This window comes from uncultured Methylobacterium sp., from assembly GCF_964251405.1.
In the GTDB taxonomy this organism is placed as follows: Bacteria; Pseudomonadota; Alphaproteobacteria; order Rhizobiales; family Beijerinckiaceae; genus Methylobacterium.
Genome location: NZ_CAXUJR010000076.1, coordinates 1 through 18,033, shown reverse-complemented (window position 1 = coordinate 18,033; position 18,033 = coordinate 1). Strand labels below are relative to the sequence as shown.

The 18,033-nt window shown below is 68.8% G+C and carries 14 protein-coding genes; 7 read left to right on the top strand and 7 right to left on the bottom strand.

Annotated features, from left to right (window positions below; all coding sequences use genetic code 11):
• Nucleotides 1-220 precede the first annotated feature (220 nt).
• The 3 genes from ACFE7U_RS13535 to ACFE7U_RS13525 form a co-directional block, all read right to left on the bottom strand.
• Complete coding sequence (locus ACFE7U_RS13535; protein WP_375410245.1) at nucleotides 221-448, bottom strand: hypothetical protein; 228 nt, start codon at nucleotides 446-448, stop codon at nucleotides 221-223.
• Between the two features lie 134 nt (nucleotides 449-582).
• Nucleotides 583-1,299 (bottom strand): PhoH family protein, encoded by a 717-nt coding sequence (locus tag ACFE7U_RS13530; protein ID WP_375410244.1) that lies wholly within the window; start codon nucleotides 1,297-1,299, stop codon nucleotides 583-585.
• Nucleotides 1,300-1,655: 356 nt separating this feature from the next.
• On the bottom strand, nucleotides 1,656-4,001 hold the full coding sequence (locus ACFE7U_RS13525; protein WP_375410243.1) for an ATP-dependent helicase: 2,346 nt from the start codon (nucleotides 3,999-4,001) through the stop codon (nucleotides 1,656-1,658).
• A gap of 149 nt (nucleotides 4,002-4,150) precedes the next feature.
• Here ACFE7U_RS13525 and ACFE7U_RS13520 point away from each other — a divergent pair, with 149 nt between their 5' ends.
• From ACFE7U_RS13520 to ACFE7U_RS13490, 7 genes are all read left to right on the top strand, one after another.
• Nucleotides 4,151-4,396, top strand: a complete 246-nt coding sequence (locus ACFE7U_RS13520) for a hypothetical protein (protein ID WP_375410242.1) — start codon at nucleotides 4,151-4,153, stop codon at nucleotides 4,394-4,396.
• Between the two features lie 132 nt (nucleotides 4,397-4,528).
• Entirely contained in the window at nucleotides 4,529-8,113 is a 3,585-nt protein-coding gene (locus tag ACFE7U_RS13515; RefSeq protein WP_375410241.1) for an AsmA family protein, read from the top strand.
• Nucleotides 8,114-8,273: 160 nt separating this feature from the next.
• Nucleotides 8,274-9,419: a histidinol-phosphate transaminase gene (gene hisC / locus ACFE7U_RS13510; protein ID WP_375410240.1), complete on the top strand. Its 1,146-nt coding sequence runs from the start codon at nucleotides 8,274-8,276 to the stop codon at nucleotides 9,417-9,419.
• Nucleotides 9,406-10,356, top strand: coding sequence for a prephenate/arogenate dehydrogenase family protein (locus tag ACFE7U_RS13505; protein ID WP_375410239.1), 951 nt, complete (start codon nucleotides 9,406-9,408; stop codon nucleotides 10,354-10,356). The genes hisC and ACFE7U_RS13505 overlap by 14 nt, the downstream gene beginning before the upstream one ends.
• A 350-nt stretch (nucleotides 10,357-10,706) precedes the next feature.
• The gene (locus tag ACFE7U_RS13500) at nucleotides 10,707-12,380 is read left to right on the top strand and encodes a chromosome partitioning protein ParA (protein WP_375410238.1); all 1,674 of its coding nucleotides are present in this window, start codon (nucleotides 10,707-10,709) and stop codon (nucleotides 12,378-12,380) included.
• A 156-nt stretch (nucleotides 12,381-12,536) separates the two neighbouring features.
• Nucleotides 12,537-12,950 carry a hypothetical protein gene (locus ACFE7U_RS13495; protein ID WP_375410237.1) on the top strand — a complete coding sequence of 138 codons (414 nt, stop codon included), beginning with the start codon at nucleotides 12,537-12,539 and terminating at the stop codon, nucleotides 12,948-12,950.
• Between the two features lie 50 nt (nucleotides 12,951-13,000).
• A complete protein-coding gene (locus ACFE7U_RS13490; RefSeq protein WP_375410236.1) occupies nucleotides 13,001-13,525 on the top strand; it encodes a hypothetical protein in 525 nt (174 codons plus the stop codon).
• Nucleotides 13,526-13,586: 61 nt separating this feature from the next.
• On the opposite strand, the gene ACFE7U_RS13485 is transcribed toward ACFE7U_RS13490, so the two are convergent.
• From ACFE7U_RS13485 to ACFE7U_RS13470, 4 genes are all read right to left on the bottom strand, one after another.
• Nucleotides 13,587-14,615: a sulfate/molybdate ABC transporter ATP-binding protein gene (locus tag ACFE7U_RS13485; RefSeq protein WP_375410247.1), complete on the bottom strand. Its 1,029-nt coding sequence runs from the start codon at nucleotides 14,613-14,615 to the stop codon at nucleotides 13,587-13,589.
• Between the two features lie 19 nt (nucleotides 14,616-14,634).
• Entirely contained in the window at nucleotides 14,635-15,522 is an 888-nt protein-coding gene (gene cysW / locus ACFE7U_RS13480; protein WP_375410235.1) for a sulfate ABC transporter permease subunit CysW, read from the bottom strand.
• Nucleotides 15,515-16,372 carry a sulfate ABC transporter permease subunit CysT gene (cysT, locus tag ACFE7U_RS13475; RefSeq protein WP_375410234.1) on the bottom strand — a complete coding sequence of 286 codons (858 nt, stop codon included), beginning with the start codon at nucleotides 16,370-16,372 and terminating at the stop codon, nucleotides 15,515-15,517. The genes cysW and cysT overlap by 8 nt, the downstream gene beginning before the upstream one ends.
• 166 nt (nucleotides 16,373-16,538) lie before the next feature.
• Entirely contained in the window at nucleotides 16,539-17,573 is a 1,035-nt protein-coding gene (locus ACFE7U_RS13470; protein ID WP_375410246.1) for a sulfate ABC transporter substrate-binding protein, read from the bottom strand.
• Nucleotides 17,574-18,033 lie beyond the last annotated feature (460 nt).

Below are 18,033 nucleotides of genomic sequence, written 5' to 3'. Positions count from 1 at the left end.
GAGGACTGGCTCAGGCGAGCCCGGAATCCACAACCGCAGGTCATTCTCGAACTTGCCGCCTCGGCGGCTCTCGGTTCCGGGCTCCGCTTCGCGGCCCCGGAATGACAAAGGTGGGTCGGGAAACACCGGAAGCCCGACCCAACCCTCCTTCGAGGCTGCGCAGAACGCACAAAAAAGGGCCCCGCGAGGGACCCTTTCCGTTTCGATCAGAACCGATCGGTCACATGCGGCGCATCATCCGACGCTTCATCATCTGACGCCTCATCATGCGGCGCTCCATCATCCGCCTTTCCATCCGGCGCTCCATCCGGCGCATCTGAACGGTAGTGGTGACGGCATCCGGCGCGGTGACGCCCATGGGCACCCCAGGCGCGGCCGACGCGGAGGTGGCGAGGCTTGCACCGCCCAGCGATGCGAGCACGGCGAAGGCGAAAGTCAATTTCCTCATGAGACCCATCCTGTTCTCTGTTTCCCGAGCGCGGCACCCGGTTGCTTCCCCCGTCGCGACGCGCCGGAGAAGAATCTCGCAAGCCGGGGCGTGCGGCAGGCTCCCGTTCGGGCCTGCCGCAGACAACACTCAAGTCAGAGTTTCGTTTCCTCGAAGGCACGCACCCAATCCGCGCATATGCCGGAGCGGACGATGTCGTCGAGGGTGAACTCCACGATCGGGATCGGCATCATCCGGCTTTTGATGAGATGGATGATGGTGCGCAGGCCGGAGGTCTCGCGCAGATCCGTCTGCGAGACGTCGCCGTTGATGATGACCTGGCAATCGTCGCCGATGCGGGTCAGGAACATCTTGATCTCGGCCGTGGTGGTGTTCTGGGCCTCGTCCAAGATGACGAGGCAGTTCTTGAAGGTGCGCCCGCGCATCACCTCGAAGGGGACGACCTCGATGTCGCCGGTCTTGCAGGCGATGTCGAAGGCGGCGGCCCCCATGCGCTCCTTCATGGTCTCGGTCAGGGGAGCGACCCAGGGGGCGATCTTCTCTTCCAGCGTGCCGGGGAAGAAGCCGAGCGAGCGGCCCGAGGGCACGTTGGGCCGGGTGATGATCACCTTGGAGATCCGGCGTTGCCGCAATTGGTCGGCGGCGCGGGTTCCGGCGATGTAGGTCTTGCCGGTACCGGCGGGGCCGAGCACGATGACCTGGCTGTGGAGGGCGAGGGCGTCGAGATACTGCGCTTGCCGGTCGGTCAGGGGTTGGATCGGACTTAGGTTTCGCTCCTCGTCGAAACGCGTTCGGTGCAATCGGGCCGGGTGCTCGTCAACCAACTCAAGTCGTGTGCGCCGTCTTTTCATCGAACAACACTCCAACTGGACTTGCCAATCTGGACTTGCCAACGCTTCGCTTCGCTACGTCCCAACCCTTGCTGTAATCCTCCGTTACACAGACTAAACTCATCGAGAGCGGCGAGTTCCCTCCGCCGATGAGACGTCTGTGGATATTAGGTTGCCCTCACGACGCTCCGCGATGGTTTTGCCGTGCACACACCATGCCGCGATGCACGCGACAGGGCCATGACGACAGGATTTGATGAACGAACGTGTAAGATTGAGAGAATGCTGGACCCGGACGGGGTACACTTCCATCGCAATCCCGGTCCTCGCCGTCGTCAGCGGAGGCACTCCGGCCCTCGACGGACCGGAAGGACGCTTCATCCAGGCTGAATGAAGCTGTCGAGCACCATCTTCCGGCCGGCCTTGTCGAAGTCAACGGTCAGCTTGTTGCCATCGACTCCGGCGACGTCGCCGGGGCCGAACTTCATGTGGAAGACGCGCATTCCCACCGTGAAAGCCGAGGCTGTACCGGTGGATGTCGCCACGAGCTCGCCGTCGATCTGGCGTGGACCGCCGCTTCGGCCGGTCGGCCGCGAAAAGTCCTGACTGCGCCTGGCGCTCTCTGCGCTGTTGGCCTGGGCGCGCTGCCAGCCTGGCGTGGCATAGGACGAGCCGAACGGCGCCTGCCGATCGAAACGTGACGCACCGGCCGAGAAATGCGCCGGCGCGTCGATGACGTCGACGGCCTCCTGCGGCAATTCGTCGATGAAGCGGCTCGGCACCGTGGACGACCACAGGCCGTGGATGCGGCGGTTGACGGCGAAGGAGAGCTTGGCGCGCTTGCGCGCTCGCGTCAGCCCGACATGGGCGAGGCGCCGCTCCTCCTCGAGCCCGGCGCGGCCGCTCTCGTCGAGCGCGCGCTGGTTGGGGAACAGCCCATCCTCCCAGCCCGGCAGGAACACGGTGTCGAATTCGAGCCCCTTGGCGGCGTGCAGGGTCATCAGGCTGACGCGGTCCGCCCCCTCCTGCTCGCTCGCCTCCATGACGAGGGAGACATGCTCGAGGAAGGCGCCGAGATCCGGGAACTCCTCCATGGAGCGCACGAACTCCTTGAGGTTCTCGAGCCGCCCGGCGGCGTCGGCCGAGCGGTCCTTCTGCCACATCTCGGTGTAGCCGGATTCCTCCAGGATGGTCTGGGCGACCTCCGATTGCGGCTGGCCCTCCACGAGCCGCGCCCATCGTGAAAAACTCTCCACGAGGGCGCGCAGGGTCGAGCGGGCCTTGGGCTTCAGGTCGTCGGTCTCGATCAGTCCGCGGGCGGCGAGCAGCAGCGGTACCTTGCGGGCGCGGGCATGGGCGTGGAGGGTCTGCAGGGTCGCGTCGCCCAAGCCCCGCTTCGGGGTGTTGAAGATGCGCTCGAAGGCGAGGTCGTCGGCGGGATTGGCGGTGACGCGCAGATAGGCGAGCGCATCGCGGATCTCGGCGCGCTCGTAGAAGCGCGGGCCGCCGATGACGCGGTAGGGGAGCCCGAGCTGGACGAAGCGGTCCTCGATCTCGCGCATCTGCGCCGAGATCCGCACCAGCACGGCGATCTCGGAGAGGGCATGGCCCTTGGCCTGGAATCCCTCGATTGATTCGGCGAGCTGGCGCGCCTCCTCCTCCGAGTCCCAGGCGCCCGACACGGTGACCTTCTCGCCGGCCACGTCCTCGGTGCGCAGGGTCTTGCCGAGCCGCCCCTCGTTCTTCGCGATCAGGCCTGAGGCGGCCGCGAGGATGTGGCCGGTGGAACGGTAGTTCCGTTCCAGGCGCACCACGGCCGCACCCGGGAAGTCGTGCTCGAAGCGCAGGATGTTGTCGACCTCGGCCCCGCGCCAGCCATAGATCGACTGATCGTCGTCGCCCACGCAGGCGACGTTGCGGTGGCCGAGCGCCAGGAGCCGCAGCCACAGGTACTGGGCGACGTTGGTATCCTGGTACTCGTCGACGAGGATGTAGCGGAAGCGCTGCTGGTAGGTCTCCAGCACGTCCGGGTTCTCGCGCCAGAGCTTGAGGCAGAGGAGCAGCAGGTCCCCGAAATCGACCGCGTTGAGGGTGGCGAGCCGCGCCTGGTAGGCGGTGTAGAGGGCGCCGCCCTTGCCGAAGGCGAAGGCGCCGGCCTCGCCCGGCGGCACCTGCTCGGGGCCGAGGCCCCGGTTCTTCCAGCCGTCGATGGCCGAGGACAGGGCCCGGGCCGGCCAGCGCTTCTCGTCGATGTTCTGGTCGGTGATGACCTGCTTCATCAGGCGGAGCTGGTCGTCCATGCCGAGGATCGTGAAGTCGGATTTCAGGCCGACGAGCTCGGCGTGGCGGCGCAGGATCTTGGTGCCGATGGCGTGGAAGGTGCCGAGCCAGGGCATGCCCTCGCCCGCCGGCCCGATCAGCGCGCCGATGCGCAGCTTCATCTCGCGGGCGGCCTTGTTGGTGAAGGTCACCGACAGGATGTCGAAGGGCCGCGCCTTGCCGGTCGAGACGAGGTGAGCGATGCGCGTGGTGAGAACCCGCGTCTTGCCGGTGCCCGCGCCCGCGAGCACGAGGATGGGTCCCTCCGTCGTCTCGACGGCACGGCGCTGCTCGGGGTTGAGCCCTTCGAGATAGGGCTCGCCCTGGGGCCGCAGGGACGCCATGGCGCGCGCCGCGATGGAGCCTGGAGCGGGCGCGACGGCCGCGCCGGGTTGCTGTTTCATGCCCGCTTCACTGGACCAAAACGCGAACGGCGTCGAGGGTCGGCAGGGACGCCTGCGACTTGGCGTGGCGGCCCGGAACCGGATTCAGTCCGCCGGCGTCGTCTTCCATATCGTCGGAGCCACGACAACACTCGATAGGGACTCAGCCCATGCGCCTCCGCCTGACCACGCTCGCCGCCTTCGCGATCATCGCCTCGGCCCCGGCTTCGGCCCAGCTCTCTGGCAACCCCAACACCCTGAACAACACCAACGACCGCCTGTCGACCCAGAGCGAGATCCGAGGCATCCGGGAGCAGCAGCAGTTCGAGAACAACCAGACGCGGATGCAGATCCAGCGCAACCAGGATTTCCAGGCTCCGCCTGCGGCGGCGCCGATCGTCGTGCCCCGACGCTGAAGCGCCGCTTCATCCGGTATGCTATGCGCGCCGCACGGGGGAGCGACCGGACCGGCGAGACCCGAGACCGGAACGATATCGCGCACCCCGTGAATCCTCCCCGCAGAGGGGGCGACACGGGAAGAGAGTCTGGTGCGTGACATCCTGACCGCCGTCGCGGGCGCCGTCATCGTGATCCTCGTGGCGGCGCTGGCGATTCCACCCTTCTTCCCGTGGGACGGACAGCGCGCGCTCGTCGACCGGGCGATCTCGCGTGCGACCGGGCTGCCCGCGCGCAGCGAGGGACGGATCGCGGTGCGGCTGCTGCCGTCCCCGCGGCTACGCCTCGACCGGCTTCACCTCGGCGACGGCAGGAGCGAGGACAAGCCCACCCTGGATCTCAGTTTCGTGAAGGCCGAGATCGGGTTGACGCCGCTCCTGCGCGGCGAGATCCGCTTCACCGAGACCCGCATCGGGCGGGCCGAGATCCGGCTTCCGGTGAGCGAGGGAGACGCGCTCCTCCTGCCGGCCGACCGCTTCGCCGATGACGGCGACACGGCGGTGGACGACCTCTCGATCCGGCAGCTCCTCGTCACCACGGTGGCGGCCCGGACCGGCCGCACCGACCAGGTCCGCGCCGAGGACGTCCGTCTCGATGCGCCGCGCCTCTCCGGCCCCTGGCGGATCACCGGCTCGCAATCGGGCCTGCCGTTCCGGATCGCCACCGGCGAGCTCGGCGCCGACGGCCGCGTCGGCGTCAAGGCGTCGGGCGGCGGCGACAGCCGCCCGCGCTTCGAGCTGGAGGCGCGGGTCGGCCTCGTTCCCGTCGCGGGCGCGCCCGCCGGCCCTCTCCGGACCGTCCTGCCGGAGGCGGAGGGGACGGTCCGGGTCGTCGTCGGGCCACCGGTCCAGGCGGCTGGACCCTACCTGCCCTACACCTTGTCCGGGGCGTTCAAGGCGCGCGGATCGGTGGCGCGCCTCGAAACGGTGACCGCCGAGATCGATCCTGGCGGGAAGGCGCTGCGCTTCTCGGGTACCGGGCAGATCGATCTGCGCAATGCCCGTGCGGCCCTGGCCCTGGACGCCCGACGCATCGATCTCGACGGCTTCCTGCTCTCCACGGAAGGGCAGGCCCTGATCGGCCGCGGATGGCCGGCCGTGGCCACGGGCCTCCCGGTTCTGGTCGACCTCGATCTCGGCATCGAGAGCCTCTCGCTCGGCCTCGACGACTGGTCCGATCTCGCCCTCGGCCTCACCCTCGACCGCGGCGGTGGCCTCGTCCTGCGCCGCTTCGAGGCGAGGGCACCCGGAGCCGCGCGGCTCTCGGCCACCGGCAGCCTCGACACCGAGCCCGCGGCGCGCTTCACCGGACAGGTCTCCGTCGACGCACCGGCATCGGAGGGGTTCGGCCGCTACCTGCGCAAGCTCGGCCTCGAGGGGCCGGCCGTTGCGGTGATGGACGGCCGGCCGATCCAGGCCGCGGCGGATATCGCCGCAGCCGCGCCGACCCTGTCCCTGCGCAACCTGCGCCTCGCGCTCGGCGAAGCTCGGGTGACCGGGAACGCCCGCTACACGCAGGGCGAGGCCGGCGGGCGCGGACGCTTCGACGCCCAGCTCGCCGCCCAGGGCGTCGACATCGCGACGCTGCCCTCCTTCGCCCAGGCCCTCGGCGGCCTGCGCGGCCACGATCTCGGTCTGACCCTGAGGGCCACGGGTCTGCGCTACTCCGTACCCGGCGAGCGCAGACCCGCGGGAGCCGGCGGCACGATCGCGGCCAGCATCCAGTCGGACGGCCCGGCGCTGACCATCGACGCCCTCGACGTGAGCGATCTCGCGGGCGCCAATGCCAAGCTCTCGGGCCGCATCGCGCCGGATGGGTCCGGCCGCATCGCCGGCCGAATCACCGCGCCGGTGGCCGCCCCCCTGCTCGCCCTGCTCGACCGGGTCTGGGTGGCAGAGGCGCGGCTGCTGCCGAATTTCCTCCGCCAGGGTGCCCTCGACCTCGACATCACCCTCGAGCGGGAAGCCGGCGCGGCGGATTCGCTGAAAGCCGCGGCCAAGGGCAGCGCGGCGGGCAGCGACCTCGATCTGACGCTCCTGAGCCGAGCCGGCCGCATCGCCAGCCTCGATGCGACCCTGGCGACGACCCAGGCCGGCCGCTGGGTCGGGCGGTCCGACGCGGCGTCGCGCCAGCCGGCGCGCCTCACCCTCACGGGGCGTCGGGCCGGGGCGGGCGAGGGCCCGCAACCGCTCAGCGTCACCCTCGACGGGACCGTCGCCGGTCTCGCCCTGTCGACGAGGAAGCCCATCCTGGTCGAACCCGGCCTGCTGCCGCCGGATGCGGGCGAGATCGCCCTTGAGACCGCCGACCTCGCCCCCGCCCTCGATCTCGCCTTCGGCCGTAGCGCGTCGATCCAGGGACCGCTGCCCGCCGACCTCACCATGAGCCTGTCGCGGTCGGGCGATGAGGCCCGCGTGGCGATGAGCGGGCGCATCGCGGACAATCCCGTCACGGCCGACCTATCGCGGGCGCCGGACGGGGATGTGGGAGGGAGCATCGGCCTGCGACGGCTGTCGGTTCCTTGGCTCGTCGGCGTGCTGGCGCTGCCCACCGACCCGCGCGCCGCGCCGGGCCTCGATGCGAGCCTGTCGAGTGCGCGTTTCGCGCCCGCGCCGGAGCGGCCGCCGCTCCTCCTGGCGCTGCGCGCCGACATCCTCGACCTCGGCCGCGGCTTCGTGGCGTCGGAGGCCGCCCTCAACCTGCGCCTCGCCGACGGCACCTTGAGCCTCAACGACCTCTCGGGAGCGCTCGCGGGCGGCCGGATCACCGGAGCGGCGACGATCGCCCGCCAGGGAAGTGCCGCCTCGGTGGCGGGCGAAGGCCGCATCGAGGCGGCCGATCTCGCCGGGCTCGCCGGCCCTGGACCCATCGCCGCCAGGGTCTCGGCCTCCCTGCGCTTCGGCGCCTCGGGGGAGAGCGTGGTCGGCCTTGCCAACAACCTCGGCGGCAGCGGCAGCCTGACCCTGTCGGACCTGCGCCTGCCGGAGGGCGATCCCGCCGGCATCGGCCGCGCTCTCTCCCGCGCTCTGGAGGACGAGGACCCCTTGCGCGAGGGACGCCTCAAGGGAATGGTGTCGGAGGCCCTCGCGATCGGTCCCTTCGTGGCCAAGGGTCCGGCGAGCGTGCCGACGACCCTCGTCGGCGGCATCCTCCGGGCCGCGCCACTGACCCTCGATCTCGCCGGGGGGCGCTGGACCGGGAGCCTCGCCCTCGACCTGCGCGGCGGGCGCCTCGATGCGCGCGGCATCCTGACCGCAGCCGCAAGCCCGCGGGCCTGGAGCGCCGGCCCGCCGACGATCCAGTTCGGTTACGCGGGCAGCCTCGCGAAGCCCGAGCGCAGCATCGATCCGGGGCCGCTCACCAACGGACTCGCCGCCTTCGTCCTCAAGCGCGAATTGGAGAGCATCGAGCTGTTCGAGGCCGATCAGAGCGAGCGTCAGCGCCGCCGCGCCCCCATCGAGATGGATCGGGCAAGGGCTGAGGCGATCAGGGCGGCGGCGGAGCGCGCCGCGGCGGAACGGATCGCAGCCGAAAGGATCGCGGCCGACAAGGCCGCTGCCGACAAGGCCGCCTTGGAGCGCGCGGCCGCGGACCGAGCCGCCGCGGACAAGGCGGCCGCCGAAGCACGCAGCGCGAGCCCGGCGCCGGATGCCGAGCGGATTCCCGCCGGGCCGTGATGCGGGATTCCTTCGATCGGGGCGGGCGATCGATGCGGGACGCGCTTCGCCTGGTCCGGCAGAGGCATGCGGCAATCCTTTTGCGCCGACGCCTGTGTCCATCGCCACGCGAAATGCGCTAGAGGGGCGGCTTCGCCCTCGCTCCGGCGCCGTAACCGTCATGACCGCTGAACCCGATCTGCCCGCCGACCGCCCGGTGCCACGCCCGGGGGTTCTCGCCATCGAGGCCTACGTGCCCGGCAAGAGCGGGGCGCCCGGCGCGCATCCGGTCCACAAGCTCTCCTCGAACGAGACCCCCCTCGGCCCGAGCCCGAAGGCGCTTGCGGCGCTCACCGAGGCGGCCTCGAAGCTCGCCCTCTATCCCGACGGCAACGCCACGCAACTGCGAAATGCCATCGCGGCGCGCTATCGGCTCGATCCGGCCCGGATCGTCTGCGGCGCGGGCTCGGACGAATTGCTGTCATTCCTCGCCTACGCCTTCATGGGACCGGGAACCGAGGGGATCTACACCGAGCACGGCTTCCTCGTGTACCGGATCGCGATCCTCGCCGCCGGCGGTACGCCCGTGGTGGTCCCCGAGCGCGAATTGAAGGCCGACGTCGACGCGCTGCTCGCCGCGGTGACCCCGCGCACGCGGATCGTCTATCTTGCCAACCCCAACAACCCCACCGGCACCTATCTGTCGTTCGACGAGATCCGGCGCCTGCATGCCGGCCTGCCGGCACAGGTTCTCCTCGTCCTCGACGGGGCCTACGCCGAATACGTCGGCGCCGCCGATTACGGCGCCGGGCTCGACCTCGTGCTCGCCTCGAAGAACGTCGTGATGACCCGGACCTTCTCGAAGATCCACGGCCTCGCGACCCTGCGGATCGGCTGGATGGTGGGACCACCGGACGTGGTCGACGCGGTCAACCGCATCCGGGGGCCGTTCAACCTCTCCGGGATCGGGATCGCCGCCGGGGCGGCGGCCATCGCCGACGAGGCGCACGTTGCCGCGGCGGTGGCCCACAACGACACGTGGCTCGCCCGGATGAGCGAGGGTGTTGCGGCTCTGGGCCTCACGGTCACGCCGAGCGTCGCCAACTTCATCCTCGTGCATTTCCCGCAAAGCCCCGGTCGTACCGCGGCGGAGGCCGACGCCCATCTCACCGCGCGCGGCGTCATCGTCCGGCGGGTCTCGGCCTATGGCCTTCCCGGTGCGCTGCGCGTCACCATCGGCACGCAAGCCGCCAACGAGGCTTTCCTCGCCGCGCTCACCGAGTTCGTACGGGGCAATTCATCGGAGGATGCGCGTGCCCGAGGCTGACACCGCCCCGGCGCCGTTCCGCCGCCTCGCCGTCGTCGGGCTCGGGCTGATCGGCTCCTCGATCGCCCGGGCCGCGCGGCACTATGGTGCGGTCGAGACCATCGTCGCCATCGACCGCGACGCGACCGTACTCGATCGTGTCCGGGCGCTCGGGCTTGCCGACGAGGTCACCGACGATCTCGCGGCCGGCGTGGCACAGGCCGACCTCGTCATCCTGTGCGTGCCGGTGGGTGCGGCCGGCGAAGTGGCCAAAGCCATGGCCGGCCATCTGAAGCCCGGTGCCGTCGTGTCGGATGTCGGCTCCGTGAAGGTCGCGGTCGCCGCCGCCGTGGCGCCCCACCTCGATCCCGGCATCGATTTCGTGCCGGCCCATCCGGTGGCCGGGACCGAGTATTCGGGGCCTGATGCCGGGTTCTCGACCCTGTTCTCCGGGCGCTGGTGCATCCTGACGCCCCTGCCCGAGGGCGAGCCCGAAGCGGTGGCGCGGGTGCAGGCCTTCTGGGAGACGATCGGCGCCATCGTCGAGTGCATGACGCCCGAGCACCACGACCTCGTGCTCGCCATCACCAGCCATGTGCCCCACCTCATCGCCTACAACATCGTCGGTACTGCCGCGGACCTCGAAGAAGTGACGCAGTCCGAGGTGATCAAGTTCTCCGCCGGCGGGTTTCGCGATTTCACCCGTATCGCCGCCTCCGACCCGACCATGTGGCGCGACGTGTTCCTCGCCAACAAGGACGCGGTGCTGGAGATGCTCGGACGCTTCAACGAGGATCTTTCGGCGCTGCAACGCGCCATCCGCTGGGGCGACGGCGACGCGCTGCATGCCCTGTTCACCCGCACCCGCGCGATCCGCCGCGGGATCGTGGCGGTCGGCCAGGAGACGGCCGAGCCGGATTTCGGTCGCGGCCGGACGCGCGAGCCCGACCCCTCCTGAGCAGGTTGCAGTGGAAGGACGGCAGGGCGTGGGATCCGCAGAAACCGACCTCCGGGAGCGCCGGCCCGATAGGCCCTGGGTTGGCGGATTCGGCAATGGCGCTGGAGCGCTTGCGGTCGGCGCGCCCTCCGCCAGGGTCTCGGCCAGCACCGAGATCGGTCCCCCGGCAACCCCGCGGCCCGACATGATGCCTCCTTGCGCTTCATCGCCAGGCGGCACATCCTGCCGGATCGAAGGCATCGACCGTCAAACCGCGCATGCGCGCGAAACGTGAGCGCTCAGCGTCGCCGACCCGCTGTACGTGATGCAAGAATGCCTGTCGTCCCGATCCTGGGATCTGCGGAGCCGCCTTGCAGGGCATAACCCGTCCCCCCCACGCGAAAGTGCATGTGGGTGGGCTTGACAATCAAACCACCTTTTTCAATCAGTGTTATAAGAATCTTTATCTACAACTAACTATCCATTGCGGAATCCAGAAAATGGCATGGATCAATTTCAAGAGAGCCACGCCGCCGAATGCGATCAAAACGAGACTTCGCGCAAAACATGAAGATGACAATTCCCGTCATGAGAGCGACAGGAACTCAGTAATACCAACGAACGACCTCGAGAAGAAATCGAAGAGGAGTGGGGACTTCGGCGTTTCTTCGTTGGACGCGATCGGGCAGCGCAACGAAACCGTGCGCTTCCAGATCGGCGAGATGTCGGACCGTCTGGACGATCTGAAGTCCCTTCAGGCGGATTTCTCGGCGCTCCTCGAGCCCATCGTGGCCATCGCCGACGAACTTCCGCGCGCCAAGGTGCGGATCTCCGAAGTCGAAGCTCTGCTGGTGCAGGAGCAAGCCTCCGTGTCCTCGATGCGGCGCGAGCTCGCGGACGTGTCCCAGCGCTTCGCCACGTCCAGCAACGATCTGACGGCCGCCCTCGCGCAGATCCAGCATCTGGAAGCGAGCCTGCACGACAGGGACGAGGCCATCGAGGGCCTCCGCGTCCACCTGCGCGACCGGTCGCTGGCCGCGGAGAACCTCGAACGGCAATTGTTCGCCGAAACCGAACAGAGTCGAACGTTGGCGGCCGAGAGCAAGGCCCTTCGCATCGAGGCGAAGTCGATCGACCAGGCATTGTCGCGTTCCGAAAGCGAACTCCTGGAATTGCGCGAACGGCGCACCGTCCTCGATCAGGACAACAAGCGGCTCCAGATCCTCAGCGAGGACCAGGGCGGCAAGCTCGTCGAGCTGGTCTCCCGCTGCCACGACCTCGAAGGCCAGGCTGAGGCCTCTCGCCAGGCCCAGCGAACCCTGGAGCAGCAGCTCGCGGCCGAGATCTCCGCTCGCGAGAACGCCCAGGCTCAATACGAGACGGAGATCAGCGGCCACCGCACGGAACGATCGAGCCTGGCGATGAGGATGGAGGCGGCGACGGCCCGCCTGGCGACGACGGAGCAGCTCATCACGCAACTCCGCAACCAGCTGCGGGAGCGTGACGAGGCCGGCCGGGTCGCCGAACGCGGCTTGAAGGAGGCGTCGATCGAACGCGTGACCCTCGAGCGCCGCCTGGAGAGCACGCAATCCGATCTCGCACGGCAGACCGAGAGGTTTCTCGAGATGCAGAGGCTGCACTCGGAACTCGACCATCGCTGCGAGATGCTGGTCAAGGCGATGGCGGCCAAGGACGCGGCCATCGAGCAGGCGACGAGCCGTGCCGCCAGCCTGTCCGACCGGATCGACCAGCTGGTCCGTCGCCAGGAGGTCGAGCGGGCGGATTTCGAGGCCGTCAACCACCGCCTCGTCGAGGAACTCCACAACGAGCGATCCGAGCGCAAGCTCGCGCAGGGCGCCCTGGACATCGCGCGGGAGAGCCGTGTTTCCCTCCAGAAGCAGCACGAGGCGCTGCGGCGCACGTCGCGGGGCTTCAGGGAGACGGACGGGGTCCCGCACGCGGAGGCGTCCAGTCAGATCCCTGTCGCTACCTCGCCCGAAGAGAGCAACGTCAGGCCGTTCACGCCCGCGGACAAGGGCCTGTAAGGACGATGCGTCATGCGTCGTCCATGAACCAACGATCGAGGGAGCAAGCGCGTGACGGACAATGCCATGCGAGACAACGACCCCCCGCCGATGGCGACCTGGCTCATGCGGGGCAGGTCGGAGACAGGCTTGCCGGCATTGAGGACCGCTGAACCCGTGGTCACCCTCAAGGCGACGTCCCGAGGGTCGAGCCAGGGCGAGCCCTCCGCCCCAACGGGTGACCGCGACTGGTCGTCGGCCCTGGACCTCATTCACGAGGCCACGGCCGCCATCCGGATCAGCGAGGAGCGCTCCGGCGATCTCGAGCAGGAGCTGGAACGGGTGACGGCCCAGGCCCAGGAACGGGCCCGGCTGCTCGAAGCGCAAGTCGCCGCCGCCGAGCGGCGGACCGAAAAGGCCGAGGAGCGCACCCGGATGGCGGAGAAGCGCGCGAGCGAAGCCGAGGCTTGGCTCGCACGGCTGCACGACGCGATCGTGACGGGCTTCACCCGTCCGGCCGCCCTGCGTTCGATCAACGAGGCTTACGAGAACTCCGAACCCGCAAGCGGGGTCCAGGCCTCCGACTCCTAAACATCGGACCGCACCCGTATTCGAGACCGACTATGAGTAAGAGCATCAGCTTGTCGTCGAGCGCGCCCGCGACGGTCGACGTCATCACCGCGATCGCCCTGCCGGCCCGTTTGCCAGCCTGGGCGGATGACAGCGTTGCGCCGATCGGAACGATGCCCGTCGACGCGTCCCTCACCCTGAGGCTCGTCGAACACGCCTCGGCGTCGATGGCCCGGATGGAACAGCAGCTCGAAACCATCTCGGTCTGCGGTCTGGGCCTCCTCAGACAGACCCGTGACGAGAGACAACGCTTTCAGCACGAGATGCAGGCCGCCCTCCACGCGGCCGAGACCTGGAAACAGCATGCGATGGCCGCCGAGGCGGGCCTACGCGATGCCACCCTCAGGGCGTGGGAGGCCGATCTTCGTTGCCGGGAATGCGAGTCCGCGCTGGAGGAGGCACGCCAACGGGCCGATGCGGCCGAGACGCGCGCCGGTCACGTGGAGTTCTATCTTCGTAAGATCGATCAGGCTCTCAGATCGCGGTTCCTGGCGATCGACGAGTTCGGCCAGCCGTCCGGCCGCCTGATTCCATAGCGTCGTTCGATCCGCCGGGGACCGGCGGGCCGGCGGTCGAGGGACGCCTCGCCAACGCTCCTCAGTCCTTGAAAACATGGCCGCCGACAATGCGCAGGCCGACTTCCGTCCCGGCGGCGAGCCGCGCGGTGTCCGAAGCTTCCACGACCACGGCCTTGCCCTCGACCCTGTCGACCTCGATGCGCTGGCGCCCCTGGCTCCGGTACGAGGAGCGAACGACGCCGGTGAGATGGGCATGCTCGGCTTCGGCGAACTGCAGCTGCCAGGGTCGGGCGTAGAGCTTCACCGGGCCGACGAGGCCGGCGGGAGCCGCCACCGGCGTCAGCCGGCCATTGACCCGGACCTGGCGGTCCTGCGCGAGCGCCTCGACCTCGATCGTGTCTCCCAGGAACTTGAGGACCGTGGGGGAGACCGGCGCCTCCTGGACCTCGTCGGGGGTGCCGACCTGTTCGAGCCGTCCCTTGTCGAGGACGGCGACGCGGTCGGACAGCTCTAGGGCCTCGTCCTGGTCGTGGGTCACGAAGATCGTGGTCTGGCCGGTGCGGTCGTGGATCTCGCGCAGCCAGCGCCGTAGATCCTTTCTCACCTGCGCGTCGAGCGCGCCGAAGGGCTCGTCGAGCAGGAGAACGCGCGGCTCCACCGCGAGCGCCCGGGCGAGCGCGATGCGCTGGCGCTGGCCTCCCGACAGCTGCGAGGGATAGCGGTCGGCGAACCCCGAGAGCTTGATGAGGTCGAGGAGGTCGCCGACCCGGCGCTTGATCTCCGCCTGGGCGGGGCGCTCGGAGCGCTTCCTGGCATTGAGTCCGTAGGCGATGTTCTCGGCGACGCTCATGTGCTTGAACAGAGCGTAGTGCTGGAACACGAAGCCGACGGCCCGCTTCTGCACGGGCAGTTGCGTGGCGTCGTCGCTGCCGAAGATGATGCGGCCGCGGTCGGGGAAGTCGAGGCCCGCGATGATCCGCAGCAGCGTCGTCTTGCCCGAGCCAGAGGGGCCGAGCAGCGCCAGCAACTCGCCCGCCCGGACGTCGAGGGAGAGGTCGTGCAGGACGGCGGCCGTGTCGAAGGTCTTCGACAGCCCCTCGACGCGGATCGCCGTGGAGCCGCGCGCGTCAGTGCCGCCGTGCGCCTGCCGCGATGTCGTCGCTGAAGCGCCATTCGAGGACGGATTTGACGAAGAGGGTGACAAGAGCGAGGCCGGCAAGGAGGGAGGCGACGGCGAAAGCGGCAACGAAATTATACTCATTATAGAGGATCTCCACGTGGAGCGGCAGCGTGTTGGTAAGGCCCCGGATGTGGCCCGAGACCACCGAGACCGCGCCGAATTCACCCATCGCGCGGGCGTTGCAAAGGAGCACGCTGTAGAGCAGGCCCCAGCGGATATTGGGTAGCGTCACTGTCCGGAAGGCGTGCCAACCGGAGGCGCCCAGGGTCAACGCGGCTTCCTCCTCGGCGGTGCCCTGCTCCTGCATCAGCGGGATCAATTGCCGGGCGACGAACGGGAAGGTGACGAAGATCGTGGCCAGCACGATGCCGGGAATCGCGAAGATGATCTGGATGTCGTTGCTGATGAGCCACGGCCCGAGGAGGCCCTGCGCCCCGAAGACCAGCACGTAGATCAGCCCCGAGACCACCGGCGAGACCGAGAACGGCAGGTCGATCAGCGTCACCAGCAGGTTCTTGCCCCGGAACTCGAACTTGGCGATGGCCCAGGCCGCCGCGACGCCGAAGACGAGGTTGAACGGCACCGCGATCGCCGCGGTGATCAGGGTCAGCCGGATCGCCGAATGGGCGTCGGCCTCCGTGAAGGCGGCGAGATAGGCCTGCCATCCCTTGGCGAAGGCCTGGACGAACACGGTGGCGAGCGGCAGCACCAGGAACAGGGCCAGGAACGCGATCGCGATCGCGATCAGCAGCCAGCGCACCGCCCCGCCCTCGGTGACGACGCTTGCCGTCCGCTCGGCTCCGACGGGGGCCATCTGTGCGATCGCCTTAGACATAGCCGAACCTCCGCCGGCTCCAGGCCTGGATCAGGTTGATGGCCAGCAGCGTCACGAAGGAGATGCCGAGCATGATCGTGGCGATGGCGCAGGCGCCGCCGTAATCGTACTCGGAGAGCTTGATGACGATGAGCAGCGGCGCGATTTCCGACACGTAGGGAAGGTTGCCCGCGATGAAGATGATCGAGCCGTATTCCCCGACCCCTCGGGCGAAGGCGAGGGCGAAGCCGGTCAGCACCGCCGGGATCAGCGGCGGCAGCACGACCTTGATCAGCGTGTGCCAGCGTCCGGCGCCCAGCGTCGCCGAGGCCTCCTCGATCTCCTTGTCGATCTCGACGATGAGGGGCTGCACCGTGCGCACCGCGAAGGGCAGGCCGATGAAGACCATGGCGATGAAGATGCCGATCGGCGTGTACGCCGCCGCGATCCCGAGCTTGGCGAGCTGCGCGCCGACGAGCCCGTTGGGGGCGTAGAGGGCGGCGAGCGCGATGCCGGCCACCGCCGTGGGCAGCGCGAAGGGAAGGTCGACCACCGCGTCGACGATCTTGCGGCCGGGGAACTCGTAGCGGGTGAGCACCCACGCCACGATGAAGCCGAAGACGGAGGCGGTGAGCGCGGCGAGCAGCGACACGCCGAAGCTGACGCGGAGCGCACTCGCCACCCTCGGGTCGGTGGCGACCTCCCAGATCCCCGAGAATCCGAGCCGCGAGGCGCGCAGCACCAGGGCGGCGAGCGGCAGCAGCACGATCAGGCTGAGCACGGTCAGGGTGTAGCCGAAGGTGATCCCGAAGCCGGGGATGACGCTGGGCTGGCGGAAGCGGCGTCGGGGGCGGATGGGAGGTTCAGCCATAGGACAATTCCGGAGAGTTGGTCTCGTCCCTCCCCTCTGCGGGGAGGCTGGCCCTCGCGCCAGCGGGGGCCGGGAGAGGGGAGCACAGGTTTCTTCGGAAAGGTCGCGGTCCCTCTCCCGCCCCGCATCTGCGGGGCATCCTCCCCCGCAGAGAGGGAGGGTCGGTTCAGCGCCCCGCCTTGCTCAACTGATCGAACAGCCCGCCGCTGTCGAAATTCTTCTTCTGGATGTCGTCCCAGTTGCCCTGAAGATCCTCGATCTTGAAGAGCTTCACGTCGGGCAGGAGGGCAAGGTCCTTCTTGTCCGCGGCCTCCGGGCGGCTCGGCCGGTAATGGTGCTTGGCGAACAGCGCCTGCGCCTTGTCCGAATAGAGGAACTGCAGGTAGGCCTCCGCCGCCTTGCGGGTCCCCTTCTTGTCGACGTTGGCCTCCACCAGCGCCACCGGGGGCTGGGCATAGATCGAGGTGGGAGGCACCACCACGTCGAACTTGTCGCGGCCGAACTCCTCGAAGACGAGATAGGCCTCGTTCTCCCAGGTCAGGAGCACGTCGCCGAGGCCTCGTTGCGCGAAGGTCACCGTGGAGCCCCGCGCGCCCGTATCGAGCACCGGAACCTGGCGATAGAGCTCGCCCACGAAGGCGTTGGCCTTGTCGGCGTTCCGGCCCTCCTTCTCATAGGCATAACCCCAGGCCGCGAGAAAGTTCCAGCGCCCGCCAGCGGAGGTCTTCGGGTTGGGAGTGATCACCTTGACGTCGGGCTTTAGGAGGTCGCCCCAGTCCTTGACGCCCTTGGGGTTGCCCTTGCGCACGAGGAACACCACCGTCGAGGTGTAGGGCAGGGCCTGGTTGGGCAGCTGGCTGCGCCAGTCCGCCGACACCTTCTTCGAGATGCGCGCGATGGCGTCGATGTCGGAGGGGATGCCGAGCGTCACCACGTCGGCAGGAATGCCGTCGATCACGGTGCGGGCCTGCGAGCCGGAGCCGCCATGCGACGCGCGGATCGTGATGGTCTCGCCCGTCTTGGCCTTCCACTCCTCGGCGAAAGCCGCGTTGATGTCCTTGTAGAGCTCGCGCGTCGGATCATACGACACGTTCAGAAGCTCGGTCTGCGCGAGGCCGGCCGTGGGCAGCAGCGCTGCGAGGCAGAGGAGGGCTAGCCTGCGCAGGACCCGTCCCGTCCCGGCGATCCTGCCGGGCGCCAGGGGCTGAATCCGGTTGCGGTGAAAATCGGACACGTCGTGACTCCGAGGTCGGGCATCGTCGGGACGGCGACCGTTCGCCGATATGGACGTGCCGCCGCCCCATCCTTCTCGTTCTTTTTATAGAACGATGTCAAGACGGATGCCCAGGCGGGGACAGCAGCACACGGCCATCCCCGCCCTACGGATCGTTCGGAATGTAGGATTTACAAGGAAAAGAAAACAATCTCGCCGTTTCGAACGCAAAGACAGGAGGAACGTTCGGTTCAAGCCAGGTTCTTTAGAAAGAACGTCTTCAGGCCCGTCCGCCATGTCGGCGATCCATGGTTGGATCGCGGCGACAGGTCTAGGAATCGAGGTATCCGGCTTCCCTGAGCGCTGTCGCGACAGCCGCGAAGGCCGGGTCCTCGGGGGAGAACGGATCGGTGCGAGAGGCCGAAGGGTCGGCCTCCTCGCCATGATC

Bases quoted from the DNA above. Each gene is read 5' to 3' on its own strand.
- hisC (WP_375410240.1), top strand. From the start codon at position 8,274: ATGACCGCTGAACCCGATCTGCCCGCCGACCGCCCGGTGCCACGCCCG.
- ACFE7U_RS13525 (WP_375410243.1), bottom strand. From the start codon at position 4,001: ATGAAACAGCAACCCGGCGCGGCCGTCGCGCCCGCTCCAGGCTCCATC.
- cysW (WP_375410235.1), bottom strand. From the start codon at position 15,522: ATGTCTAAGGCGATCGCACAGATGGCCCCCGTCGGAGCCGAGCGGACG.
- ACFE7U_RS13520 (WP_375410242.1), top strand. From the start codon at position 4,151: ATGCGCCTCCGCCTGACCACGCTCGCCGCCTTCGCGATCATCGCCTCG.
- ACFE7U_RS13535 (WP_375410245.1), bottom strand. From the start codon at position 448: ATGAGGAAATTGACTTTCGCCTTCGCCGTGCTCGCATCGCTGGGCGGT.
- ACFE7U_RS13530 (WP_375410244.1), bottom strand. From the start codon at position 1,299: ATGAAAAGACGGCGCACACGACTTGAGTTGGTTGACGAGCACCCGGCC.
- cysT (WP_375410234.1), bottom strand. From the start codon at position 16,372: ATGGCTGAACCTCCCATCCGCCCCCGACGCCGCTTCCGCCAGCCCAGC.